The organism is Micromonospora sp. (assembly GCF_048594385.1).
GTDB classification, from domain to species: domain Bacteria; phylum Actinomycetota; class Actinomycetes; order Mycobacteriales; family Micromonosporaceae; genus Micromonospora; species Micromonospora wenchangensis.
In genome coordinates, this window is the sequence record NZ_JBMDWU010000252.1 from 1 (window position 1) to 11,967 (window position 11,967).

Annotated in this window: 8 protein-coding genes; 7 read left to right on the forward strand and 1 reads right to left on the reverse strand. The window is 74.0% G+C overall.

Going from position 1 to position 11,967, the window contains the following annotated elements:
• From ACOJTC_RS13175 to ACOJTC_RS13195, 5 genes are all read left to right on the forward strand, one after another.
• Positions 1-767: homoserine dehydrogenase (locus ACOJTC_RS13175; RefSeq protein ID WP_420117068.1), on the forward strand; the 767-nt coding region annotated here is incomplete at its 5' end.
• A gap of 114 nt (positions 768-881) precedes the next feature.
• Entirely contained in the window at positions 882-1,931 is a 1,050-nt protein-coding gene (gene thrC, locus ACOJTC_RS13180) for a threonine synthase (protein ID WP_204926914.1), read from the forward strand.
• A gap of 193 nt (positions 1,932-2,124) precedes the next feature.
• Entirely contained in the window at positions 2,125-5,397 is a 3,273-nt protein-coding gene (locus ACOJTC_RS13185; RefSeq protein ID WP_420117069.1) for an efflux RND transporter permease subunit, read from the forward strand.
• Between the two features lie 204 nt (positions 5,398-5,601).
• Positions 5,602-6,447, forward strand: coding sequence for a polysaccharide deacetylase family protein (locus tag ACOJTC_RS13190; protein WP_420117070.1), 846 nt, complete (start codon positions 5,602-5,604; stop codon positions 6,445-6,447).
• A gap of 11 nt (positions 6,448-6,458) precedes the next feature.
• The gene (locus ACOJTC_RS13195) at positions 6,459-7,703 is read left to right on the forward strand and encodes an MFS transporter (protein ID WP_363656267.1); all 1,245 of its coding nucleotides are present in this window, start codon (positions 6,459-6,461) and stop codon (positions 7,701-7,703) included.
• Positions 7,704-7,722: 19 nt separating this feature from the next.
• Here ACOJTC_RS13195 and ACOJTC_RS13200 read toward each other — a convergent pair whose 3' ends face one another.
• On the reverse strand, positions 7,723-8,271 hold the full coding sequence (locus tag ACOJTC_RS13200) for a hypothetical protein (RefSeq protein WP_420117071.1): 549 nt from the start codon (positions 8,269-8,271) through the stop codon (positions 7,723-7,725).
• Positions 8,272-8,378: 107 nt separating this feature from the next.
• Here ACOJTC_RS13200 and thrB point away from each other — a divergent pair, with 107 nt between their 5' ends.
• Entirely contained in the window at positions 8,379-9,323 is a 945-nt protein-coding gene (thrB, locus tag ACOJTC_RS13205; protein ID WP_204926919.1) for a homoserine kinase, read from the forward strand.
• A 294-nt stretch (positions 9,324-9,617) separates the two neighbouring features.
• On the forward strand, positions 9,618-11,753 hold the full coding sequence (gene rho, locus ACOJTC_RS13210) for a transcription termination factor Rho (RefSeq protein ID WP_420117072.1): 2,136 nt from the start codon (positions 9,618-9,620) through the stop codon (positions 11,751-11,753).
• Positions 11,754-11,967: the final 214 nt, after the last annotated feature.

The following is an 11,967-nucleotide window of genomic DNA, read 5'->3' on the forward strand; positions in this document are numbered from 1 at the left end:
AGCTGGGGTATGCCGAGGCCGACCCGACCGCCGACGTGGAGGGCTTCGACGCCGCCGCGAAGGCCGCCATCCTGGCGTCGCTGGCCTTCCACACCCGGGTCACCGCCGCCGACGTGCACCGCGAGGGCATCACCGAGGTCACCGTCGCCGACATGGCCAGCGCCAAGGCGATGGGCTGCACCATCAAGCTGCTCTGCATCGCCGCCCGGGGCACCGACGCCGCCGGCCGGGAGACGGTCAGCGTCCGGGTGCACCCCGCGATGATCCCGCTGACCCACCCGCTGGCCAGCGTCGGCGACGCGTTCAACGCGGTCTTCGTCGAGGCCGAGGCGGCCGGGCAGCTGATGTTCTACGGCCGGGGGGCCGGTGGCGCGCCGACCGCCAGCGCGGTCCTCGGCGACGTGGTCGCGGTGTCCCGCAACCGGCTCGCCGGTGCCCACGCGGCCAGCGAGTCCGCCTACGCCGACCTGGCGGTCCGGCCGATGGGCGAGGCGCTGACCCGCTACCACATCAGTCTCGACGTGGTCGACCGGCCGGGGGTGCTCCAGGCGGTGGCCGGGGTGTTCGCCCGGCACGACGTGTCCATCGCCACCGTCCGGCAGGGGCCGGCCGGCGGCGGCCCGGCCGGCCGTGGCGAGGACGCCGACCTGGTCATCGTCACCCACGTCGCCCCGGACGCCGCGCTCGCCGCGACGGTGGGGGAGCTGCGCGGGCTGGACATCGTCCGGTCGGTGGCCAGTGTGCTGCGGGTCGAGGGCGGGGCATGACCGGGCGTCTCGCCTGATGGTTATCGACGGGTGTGCCGGGGCCCGGTCGACGAGGCTGGTCCAGGCTGGCAGGGGCCCCGGCACGACCGGGGCGGCAGAGGCGAGGAGAGCGACATGTGGCGGGGCCTGATCGAGACGTACCGGGACCGGCTGCCGGTCACCGACGCCACGCCCGTGGTCACCCTGCACGAGGGGAACACCCCGCTGCTGCCCGCGCCGGCGCTCTCGGCCCGGCTCGGCGCGGACGTCTACCTCAAGGTCGAGGGGGCCAACCCGACCGGCTCGTTCAAGGACCGCGGCATGACCGTCGCCGTCTCCAAGGCCGTCGAGGCCGGCGACAAGGCGATCATCTGCGCCTCCACCGGCAACACCAGCGCCTCCGCCGCCGCGTACGCGGCCCGCGCCGGGATCACCTGCGCGGTGCTGGTGCCGCAGGGCAAGATCGCGCTGGGCAAGCTGGCCCAGGCGCTCGTGCACGGGGCCAAGCTGCTCCAGGTGCAGGGCAACTTCGACGACTGCCTGGCGTTGGCCTCCAAGCTCGCCCAGGACTTCCCGGTGGCCCTGGTCAACTCGGTCAACCCGGACCGGCTGCACGGCCAGAAGACGGCCGCCTTCGAGATCGTCGAGGCGCTCGGTGACGCCCCCGACATCCACTGCCTGCCGGTCGGCAACGCCGGCAACATCTCCGCCTACTGGATGGGCTACTCGGAGGACCTGCGGGACGGCAACGCCACCCGCGCCCCGAAGATGTACGGCTTCCAGGCCGCCGGGGCGGCCCCGATCGTCAACGGCCAGGTGGTGCCGGAGCCGTCGACGATCGCCACCGCCATCCGGATCGGCAACCCGGCGAGCTGGACCAAGGCGCTCGACGCCCGGGACGCCTCGCAGGGCCTGATCGCCGCGGTGACCGACCGGGAGATCCTGGCGGCGTACCGGCTGCTGGCCCGGGAGGTGGGGGTCTTCGTCGAGCTGGGCAGCGCGGCCAGCGTGGCGGGTCTGCTCCAGCAGGGGGCCGAGGGTCGGGTGCCGGCCGGGGCGACGGTGGTCTGCACGGTCACCGGCCACGGCCTGAAGGACCCGGAGTGGGCGATCTCCACCGCGCCCGCCCCGATCACCATCGCCAACGACGCCCTGACCGCCGCCCGCTCGCTCGACCTGGCCTGATCCCGACCCCGCCCCGGGCGGCGGTGCCGGCCCCGTGCCGTCCCCGTCGACCCGGCCGGCGGTGCCGGCGCCCCGTGCCGTCCCCGTCCCCGTCGACTCGGCCGGCGGGTGACCACCCCGTTACGGGTAGGGAATACCGGGTCGGGCAGACTTTCCCCACGCCCATCCCCTCTCCCAGGAGTGAGCCACGCCGATGTCGCTGCTCGCCAGATCCAGCCTCGCCAACCGGGGGCTCGTCGCCCTGATCGCGGTGGTGACCGCGGCGTTCGGGGCGTTCACCGTCCCCTCGCTCAAGCAGCAGTTGCTGCCCTCGCTGGAGTTCCCCGGCGCGTTCGTCGTCGCGGTCTACCCGGGCGCCTCGCCGGAGATCGTCGAGGCGCAGGTGACCGAGCCGATCGAGAACAGCCTCCAGAGCATCCCCGGGCTGGAGAAGGTCACCTCCACCTCGCGGGAGGGGTCGGCGACGATCGCCGTGGAGTTCGTCTTCGGCACCGACGTCGACGACGTGGCCAACAAGATGCAGACCGCGCTGAGCCGGGTCGACGCACAGCTGCCCGACGACGTGGACCCGCAGGTCATCACCGGCAGCACCGACGACCTGCCGGCCGTGGTGCTGGCCGCCACCGGCGGCGGTGACGAGCAGGCGCTCGCCGCCAAGCTGCGCGACACGGTGGTCCCCGAGCTGGAGGGGATCGACGGGGTCCGCACGGTCGCTGTCACCGGCACCCGCGAGCAGGTCGTGACGATCGTGCCGGACCCGGCGAAGTTCGCCGCCGCCAAGCTGAGCCCGACCGCGATCGCCACCGCGCTGAAGTCCAACGGCGTCGCCGTCCCGGCCGGCGCGGTCGTCGACGGCACCACCGCGCTGCCGGTGCAGGTGGGCGCCCCGGTCACCACCCTCGACCAGTTGCGGGGCATCGCCCTCACCCCGACCGCCCCGAAGGCCGCCCCGGTCCGGCTCGGTGACGTGGCGACCGTCGAGCAGCAGCTCGCCCCGGCCACCGCCATCACCCGCACCAACGGCAAGGAGAGCATCGGGGTCCAGATCACGGCCGCGCAGGACGGCAACGCCGTACGGATCTCGCACGACATCCGGGACCGGCTGGACGACCTGCGGTCCGCCTCGGGCGCCGAGCTGACCATCGTGTTCGACCAGGCCCCGTTCGTCGAGAAGTCGATCGAGAGCCTGACCACCGAGGGGCTGCTCGGCCTGCTGATGGCGGTCGTGGTGATCCTGGTGTTCCTGCTGTCGGTCCGGTCCACCCTGGTCACCGCGGTGTCCATCCCGCTGTCGGTGGTGGTGGCGCTGCTCGCCCTCTGGGCCGGCGACTACTCGCTCAACCTGCTCACCCTGGGCGCGCTCACCATCGCGGTCGGGCGGGTGGTCGACGACTCGATCGTGGTGTTGGAGAACATCAAACGCCACCTGGAGTACGGCGAACCCAAGCGGGACGCGATCGTCACCGCCGTCCGCGAGGTGGCCGGGGCGGTGACCGCGTCGACGCTCACCACGGTCGCGGTGTTCGCGCCGATCGCGCTGGTGGGCGGGTTCGTCGGGCAGCTCTTCGCGCCGTTCGCGATCACCGTGACGGTGGCCCTGCTCGCCTCGTTGCTGGTGTCGCTGACGGTGATCCCGGTGCTGGCGTACTGGTTCCTCAAGCCGCCGCGTGACGGGGCGGACGAGGCGGTGCGTCGGGCCGCCGAGGCCAAGGAGTTGCGCAGCCCGTTGCAGCGGGCGTACCTGCCGGCGATCGGGTTCGCCACCCGGACCCGTGGGACCCGGTGGATCACCGTGGCGGTGGGCATCCTGCTGCTGTTCGGCACCTTCGGGCTGGCCCAGAAGCTGGAGACCAACTTCCTCGACGACTCGGGCCAGGACACCCTGAGCATCAGCCAGAAGCTGCCGGCCGGGTCCGGGCTGGCCGCCATCGACGAGGCCGCCCGCCTGGTCGAGGGGGTGCTGGCGCGTACCGACGGGGTCGAGACCTACCAGGTGAGCGCGGGCGGCAACGACCAGCCGTGGCTGGCCGGCGGCGGCAACAACACCGCCCGCTGGTCGGTGGCGCTCGGTGGCGACACCGACGCCAAGGAGATGAAGGAGGTCCTGCGCCGCGAGTTCGACCGGCTCGGTGCCGGGGCCGGCGAGTTGAGCTTCGACAACGGGCAGGGCGGCACCTCGGGCAGTCAGTTGGAGGTGGTCGTCCAGGCTGCCGACACCGACACCCTGAACCGGGCCGCCGACCAGGTCCGGGCCGCGATGGCCGGCACCCCCGGCGTCGAGGACGTCGCCACCAGCCTGGCCGACCGGGTGCCCCGGGTCGACGTGACCGTCGACCGGCTGGCCGCGGCCCGGGTGGGGCTCAGCGAGGCGGCGGTCGGGCAGTTGGTGTCGCAGGCGTACCGGGGCAGCCCGCTGGGTCGGGTCACCCTCGACGGCGGGCAGCAGGACGTGGTGCTGCGGACGACGGCGGCCCCGCCGCTGACCGAGGAGCAGTTGCGGGCGCTGCCGGTGGGCCCGGTGAAGCTGGACGACATCGCCGACGTCACCCGGGGCGAGGGGCCGCAGCAGATCACCCGGATCGACGGTGAGCGCAGCGTCTCGGTGACCGGCACGGCCACCGGCTCCAACCTCGGCGCGACCACGACCGAGCTGAAGAAGCGGTTGGACGACGTGGACGTGCCGGGGGCGACGATCGCCGTGGGTGGCGCGAGCGCCCAGCAGGAGGACGCCTTCGGTGATCTGGGCCTGGCCGTGCTGGCGGCGATCGCGATCGTCTTCCTGATCATGGTGGCGACGTTCCGGAGCATCACCCAGGCGCTGATCCTGCTGATCTCCATCCCGTTCGCGGCGACCGGCGCGATCGGCCTGCTGCTGGTCACCGGGACCCCGCTGGGTGTGCCGGCGCTGATCGGCGTGCTCATGCTGGTCGGCATCGTGGTGACCAACGCGATCGTGCTGCTGGATCTGATCAACCAGTACCGGGCGCAGGGGATGGGCATCACCGAGGCGGTGGTCGAGGGCGGCCGGCGTCGGCTCCGGCCGATCCTGATGACGGCGGTGGCGACGATCTTCGCGCTGCTGCCGATGGCCTTCGGGCTGACCGGCGAGGGCGGCTTCATCTCCCAGCCGCTCGCGGTGGTGGTGATCGGTGGCCTGCTCAGCTCGACCCTGCTCACCCTGGTCCTGGTGCCGACCCTCTACACGATGGTGGAGCGCACCAAGGAGTCGCTGCGCGAGCGGCGGGCCGGTCGGCGGGGGCGGACCTCCGACGGGGACGGCTCCACCGCGACGCCCGCCGAGCCGGACGCCGAGGTGCCGGTGCCGGTGGGTGCCCCGGCGGCCGAGGCGTCGGGCGAACCACCGGCCCGGCCGGCCCCGTCGGCCGCGCTGGTGGACGGCACCGACCAGTTCGAGGTGCTGCGGCTGCCCAAGAGCCGCCGGTCGCCGCTGCCGCCGAGCGAGTAGGCCCTCCCGGCCGCGTACGTAGCGGCCACCCCCGACCCGCCGCGACCGGGTCGGGGGAGGGCCGCCGTCGTGCCACGACGCGCCCCCGGTCCGGGGTCACCGGGCCGGGGGCGCGTCGCGTCGCACCCGGGACAGCGGGCCGAACACCGGGTACGGTCACCCCGTGGTCCTCTACCGTCGGTCATCGTCGATCCACCCTGGGTGATGGGCATCGATCGGGCTGAGCCGGCCGAACCGGGCGGCAGGTGGTGGGACCGGCGGCGCGTGCTGGGCGGTGGGGCGCTGCTGGCCGGGGGTGTCGCGCTGGGGGCCGCCGGCATGTCCCAGGGCACCCGGCTGGCCGACCGGCACCTGCCGCTGTCCGGCGGCCCGGCCAGCGCCACCGTCGGCAACCGGCGGCAGGACGTCGGCTCGGGCGGGCTCCAGGTGGTCTGGCACGTCCCGACCACGCGACCGCTGGTGGCGTTGACCTTCGACGACGGCCCGCTGCCGCGGTGGACGCCGAGCGTCCTGGACACTCTGGACAGGCACGCGGTGCCGGCGACCTTCTTCCTGGTCGGGGAGCGGGTGCGCCGGCACGCCGGGCTGATCCGGGGGCGGCTGGCCCGGCACGAGGTGGGCAACCACAGTTGGCGGCACCGGGACCTGGCACGGTCGGCCGCCGAGGCCGTGCACGACGACCTGCGGCGGTCGCACGAGGCCATCGCCGAGGTCACCGGGACGCCACCCCGGCTGCTCCGCCCCCCGTACGGGCACCTGGGCGGCGGGGTGCTGCACGCCGCCGTACGCCTCGACTACCGGGTCGTGCTGTGGTCGTTGCAGATGGTGGAGGGGGAGTACCCGGACGACCCGGCGGGGCACGCCCGGCGGATCGTGTCCGACGTGGTGCCGGGCACCATCCTGCTCGCCCACGACGCGGGCCCGGAGAACCGTCAGGTGGCGCTGCGCGGGCTGGACACGATGATCATCGGCCTGCGGGCCCGGGGCTACACCTTCGTCACGGTCTCCGAGCTGCTGGCCCACCCGACCGGCTCCCGAACCGGGGGGTAGGGTCCGGGCACGTGTCCTCTCCGCTCTCCGTCCTCGCCCGCAACCGGGACTTCCGCAATCTCTTTCTCGCCGAGCTGGTGGTCTTCGGTGCCGACTGGTTCGTCATGGTGCCGCTGCTGGTGCTGCTGCCGGAGCTGACCGGCAGCGGGGTGTGGGGCGCCCTGGTGCTGGCGCTGGACACCGGGGTGCTGGCGCTGCTGCTGCCGTACACCGGGACCATCGCCGACCGGTTCGACCGCCGGAAGGTCATGATGGCCGCGAACGGCGTGACGCTGCTCGGCGTGCTGCTGCTGCTCGGTGTCCGCGACGCCGGGACGGCCTGGCTGGCCATGGTGGCGATCACGGCGGTGGCGGTCGGCAAGGCGTTCTACTCCCCGGCCGCGCAGGCCGCCCTGCCCAACGTGCTCGATCCGGCCGACCTGGCCGTCGGCAACGCCGTCGCCGGCTCCGCCTGGGGGACGATGACCGTGGTCGGGGCGTCCCTCGGTGGCGTGCTGACCGCGGCCGTCGGGCCGTACGCCTGCTTCTGGGTGGGGGTGGTCGGCCTGGTGGCGGCGGCGGGCCTGGCGGCGCTGATCCGCCGGCCGTTGCAGGCCGCCCGGGAGGCCGACCGGTCGACGCCGCGCACCTGGACGGCGATCCGCGAGGCGTTGGGCCACATCCGGCACCGGCCCCGGGTGCTGGCGCTGGTGACGGTGAAGTCGGCGGTGGGGCTGGGCAACGGCGTGCTGACCGTCTTCCCCCTGCTGGCCGCCGTGTACGGGGCGGGGCCGGTCGGCACCGGTCTGCTGTTCGCGGCGCGCGGGGCGGGGGCGCTGGTGGGGCCGATCCTGATGAGCCGGGTGCTGACCAACCGGGCCTGGCTGCTGCCCGGCCTGGCCCTGTCGATGTCGCTGTACGGGCTGGCCTACCTGGGCGCGGCGGTGGCGAGCTGGTTCCCGCTGGTGCTGCTGCTGGTCTTCGTGGCGCACTTCGGCGGCGGCAGCAACTGGGTGCTGTCGAACTTCGCCCTGCAGGGCGAGGTGCCCGACCGGCTGCGCGGCCGGGTGTTCGCCACCGACATGATGCTGGCGACCCTGGCGATCTCGGTCAGCCAGCTGGTGGTGGCCGGCGTGGTCGACCTGGTCGACGAGCGGGTGGTGCTGGCCGGCTGCGGCCTGGTCACCGTCGTGTACGCGGTGGGCTGGCGGATCGCCACCCGCCGGCTCTCGCTCACCGACCCGGCTACTGGAGGCGACCCGCTGACCGCCCGCTGACGACGGTGGGCGGGGCGGCTCAGTCGGCGCGGTCGCCCTGCGGCGGAGCGGCCGGCGGGGGGTCGGCCTGCGGCGGGACGGCCGGCGGGTGGTCGCTCCCGCCCCACGCGCCCCGACCCGGGTGCTCCACGGCCTGACCGGCGGCGTAGCCGGGCGGCGGGCCACCGGGGTGCCCGGTCGGGGGGCCACCGGCCGGCGGCGTCCAGGTGCCCCACGGCTGACCGGGCGCGGGGGCCGGGGGCGCGGCGCGGCGGCCGACGAAGACGGCGGCGACGATGAGGCCCAGGCCGATCGGGTAGCCGATCCAGCCGACCGCGCTGACGGCGAGGCTCCACAACTGGTACTGGCGGATCCCGCCGGAGCGGATCAGGTCCGGCAGGGCCGCGACCCAGGCGGTGGTGAGCAGTTCCAGCAGCAGCAGGACGACGGCTCCGGCGAGCAGGAACGACCGGGACCGGCCGGGCAGCCGGCGGCCGGCGGTGGCGGCGAGCACCAGGACGGTGAGCAGGGTCAGCAGGATGGGCAGGTGCCCCAGCACCTGGGTGAGCCGGTAACCGAGCATTGCCACGTCGCCTCCCGACCGGTCGATGGATCGGCGTCAGGCTAGCCGAGCTGATCCAGTTCCACCGTCCGGGCGAGGCGGTCCCCGTCGGTCCCGGGCCCTAGCATGATCCCGTGCCGACGACTTTCACCTCCGGGCCGGTGCGGGTGCGGGTGCCCGCGACCAGCGCCAACCTGGGCCCCGGGTTCGACGCCCTCGGGCTCGCCCTCGCCCTGCACGACGACGTGGCCGCCGAGGTGACCCCGGACGGCGTCCGGGTGGCGGTGACCGGCGAGGGTGCCGGCGACCTGCCGCCGGACGACCGGCACCTGGTGGTCGTGGCCATGCGGGCGGCCTTCGACCTGCTCGGCGCGCAGCCGCCGGGGCTGGCCCTGGAGTGCGTGAACCGGATTCCGCAGGCCCGGGGCCTGGGTTCCTCCTCGGCGGCGATCGTGGCGGGGGTGCTGCTGGCCCGGGGGCTGGTCACCGACGGCGCGCAGCGGCTCGACGACGCCGCGGTGCTGCGGCTGGCCGCCGAGATCGAGGGGCATCCGGACAATGTCGCGCCGTGCCTGCTCGGCGGGTTCACCGTCGCCTGGACGGAGCCGACCGGTGGCCGGGCGGTTTCGCTGCCGGTGGCGGCCGGGGTCTCGCCCACCGTCTTCGTGCCGGCCGTGCGGGGGCTGACGGCCACCGCGCGGGCGGCGTTGCCGGCGACGGTGCCGCACGGGGACGCGGCGTTGAACGCGGGCCGGTCGGCGTTGCTGGTGCACGCGTTGACCGCCGCTCCGGAGCTGCTGCTGCCGGCGACGGTCGACCGGCTGCACCAGGACTACCGCGCGGCGGGGATGCCAACGACCGCCGCCCTGGTCAGCGAGTTGCGTGCGGCCGGTGTGGCGGCCGTGGTCAGTGGGGCGGGCCCGACGGTGCTGGCGTTCACCGCGCCGCCCGACGGGTTCGACCCGGGAACAGAATGGGAAGTCTGGCGGTTGCCGGTAGAGGCGCGCGGAGCGACGCTCGCACAGGGTAGACTTGGACACGCCGAGCGGGACCCTGTTGCCGCAGGTCGGAAGAGTTGATTACGCTCTAGACTCAGCACAGCCGCGAAGCACGCGATCTCTCTGCGGGTCGGCGCACCCCGAAGCTCTCGGCGGTCAGCCCGTCACCCCTGCCAAGGCCCACGCCGCACCGCAGTTTCCGCAGGTCGCCGCAGACGGCGAGACCTGCTCACCGACGTTGGTGAGTTGGGAAACCGCCCGGCTGCTGTGCCACAGACTCCCGCGACGCGTCATGCGAGGCGGGTGCACCGAGGCCGCCCGGCCACCTTGCTTGTCGATCCCGGGCAGTCCCGGCCTATCGAGGGAAGGAATCCATTGAGCGACACCACCGACGTGACGTCGGATGTTTCCAACGTCGCTGGCGATGCCACCACCGCCGCCCCCGCCCGCCGTCGGCGCAGCGGTACCGGTCTGTCGGCGATGCTGCTGCCGGAGCTGCAGAGCCTGGCCGCGTCGCTCGGCATCTCCGGGACTGCTCGCATGCGCAAGGGCGAGCTGATCAGCGCGATCTCCGAGCGGCAGCAGGGCGGCGCCGCGACCGGCACCCCTCGACCGCGGGCCGAGGTGGCGGCTGCGGCCGCTCCCGTCCGGGAGGAGGTGCACGCCGAGGTGACCCCGGAGCGTGCCGCGGAGCCGGTGCCGGCCACCCCTGCCGCCACCACCGAGCCCGAGACCCGGACCCGGACCCGGCGCAGCCGGGCCAGCACCGCCGAGTCGCGGCCGGCCGCCGAGGCACGGGCCGTCGAGCCCCGCACCGAGGAGCCGCCGGCCGAGGCCGCCGAGCGTCCCGAGCGGGCCGAGGGTCGTACCGGCCGGGACCGTGGCGAGCGGACCGGGACCGAGCGGGCCGCCAACGAGCGGACCGGCGGTGACCGGGCCGAGCGGGCCGGTAACGACCGGGCCGAGCGGACGGACAACGACCGGGCCGGCCGCAACGACCGGGCCGAGCGCGCCGACCGGGGCGAGCGCGCCGACCGGGCCGGTAACGACCGGGCGGAGCGGGCGGGCAACGACCGGGGTGAGCGGGCCGACCGGGCCGGTAACGACCGGGCGGAGCGGACGGACCGTAACGACCGGGCCGACCGCAACGACCGGGGTGAGCGGGCCGACCGCAACGACCGGGGCGACCGCTCGGGCGAGCGCGGTCAGCGCGACAACCGCGACAACCGGGACGACTCCGACGACGACGACAACGGTGGCCGGCGGGGCCGGCGCAGCCGGTTCCGGGACCGTCGGCGGGGCCGGGGCGACCGGGCCGAGGGCGGCAACGACACCGGCGGTGGCCGGGAGCCGCAGGTCGGCGACGACGAGGTCCTGGTTCCGGTGGCCGGCATCATCGACGTGCTCGACAACTACGCCTTCGTACGGACCACCGGCTACCTGGCCGGCCCGAACGACGTCTACGTCTCCATGTCGCAGATCAAGAAGTACGGCCTGCGCCGGGGCGACGCGATCACCGGTGCCGTCCGGGCCGCCCGGGACAACAGCGCCAGCGGCGACCAGCGGCGGGACAAGTACAACCCGCTGGTGCGGCTGGACACCATCAACGGCATGGAGCCGGACGAGGCCCGCCGTCGTCCCGAGTTCTACAAGCTCACCCCGCTTTACCCGCAGGAGCGGTTGCGGCTGGAGACCGAGCCGCACATCCTGACCACCCGGGTGATCGACCTGGTGATGCCGTTGGGCAAGGGGCAGCGGGCGCTGATCGTGTCGCCGCCCAAGGCCGGTAAGACCATGGTGCTCCAGGCGATCGCGAACGCGATCACGCACAACAACCCGGAGTGCCACCTGATGGTGGTGCTGGTCGACGAGCGGCCCGAAGAGGTCACCGACATGCAGCGGTCGGTGAAGGGCGAGGTCATCGCGGCCACGTTCGACCGTCCGCCGCAGGACCACACCACGGTCGCCGAGTTGGCGATCGAGCGGGCCAAGCGCCTGGTCGAGCTGGGGCACGACGTGGTCGTGCTGCTCGACTCGGTGACCCGGCTCGGCCGGTCGTACAACCTGGCGGCGCCGGCCTCCGGCCGGATCATGTCCGGTGGTATCGACTCGACGGCGCTCTACCCGCCGAAGCGGTTCCTGGGTGCGGCCCGCAACATCGAGAACGGTGGCTCGCTGACCATCCTCGCCACCGCGCTGGTGGAGACCGGCTCGATGGCGGACACGGTCATCTTCGAGGAGTTCAAGGGCACCGGCAACGCGGAGTTGAAGCTCGACCGGAAGATCGCCGACAAGCGCACCTTCCCGGCCGTGGACGTCAGCGCCTCGGGCACCCGCAAGGAGGAGATCCTGCTCGCGCCGGAGGAGCTGGCCATCATCCACAAGCTCCGCAAGGTGCTGCACTCGCTGGACTCGCAGGCGGCGCTGGACCTGCTGCTCGACCGGCTCAAGCAGTCCCGCACCAACATCGAGTTCCTGATGCAGATCGCCAAGTCGACACCGGGGGAGTGACCCGCTCCGGGTGAGACCGCCACGAAGGGCACGGCCGCAGCGGCCGTGCCCTTCGTCGTACCCGGGAAATGCGGTTGTGGACTTTTCTTTCGATGGGCCGGGCAGCTCTTGAAAATTCTGTGCGTGGCCGGGTTGACTGGAGGCGGGTGGGGTTTCCGGCCGATGCGGGCCGGGGGTCCGGCCACCGACGGGCGGCGGGGGGAACCTGGGGAGG

Coding starts and splice junctions, on each gene's coding strand:
- thrC (WP_204926914.1), top strand. CDS start 882: ATGTGGCGGGGCCTGATCGAGACGTACCGGGACCGGCTGCCGGTCACC.
- ACOJTC_RS13185 (WP_420117069.1), top strand. CDS start 2,125: ATGTCGCTGCTCGCCAGATCCAGCCTCGCCAACCGGGGGCTCGTCGCC.
- ACOJTC_RS13190 (WP_420117070.1), top strand. CDS start 5,602: ATGGGCATCGATCGGGCTGAGCCGGCCGAACCGGGCGGCAGGTGGTGG.